This is a genomic window from Kitasatospora sp. MBT66 (assembly GCF_000710405.2).
Lineage (GTDB): Bacteria > Actinomycetota > Actinomycetes > Streptomycetales > Streptomycetaceae > Kitasatospora > Kitasatospora purpeofusca.
The window spans coordinates 337,434-337,765 of sequence record NZ_JAIY01000006.1; the positions used below are offsets into that span (position 1 = coordinate 337,434).

The 332-nt window shown below is 67.2% G+C and carries 1 protein-coding gene; it reads left to right on the forward strand.

Annotated features, from left to right (window positions below):
• Nucleotides 1-220 (forward strand): DUF397 domain-containing protein (locus BI06_RS14040; RefSeq protein ID WP_206743638.1); only part of this gene is annotated, 220 nt, incomplete at its 5' end.
• Nucleotides 221-332: the final 112 nt, after the last annotated feature.

The following is a 332-nucleotide window of genomic DNA, read 5'->3' on the forward strand; positions in this document are numbered from 1 at the left end:
CAGACGTGAAGGGCGCCCGATGGCAGAAATCCGTTGGCAGAAGTCATCGTTCAGCGGCTCCAACGAGGGCGGCAGCTGCGTTGAACTCGCCACCGGCGCGTCGGGGCTCCGCCAGTTGAGAGAGTCCGATGACCCTGCCGTCGTTCTGGCCGTTGATGTGGAGAAGCTCCGGCCCTTCCTGCTGGCCATCAAGGCTGGCGAGTTCGACCACCTCGCCTGATTGCTCAACCTCGGGCCTCCTGGTCGCACCGTGCAGCGGGCGGTCTCGGGCAACTGCCCGCGACCGCCCGCCTCGTTGTGGAGATCGCCGAACGGGCGGAGCGGGAAGTCGG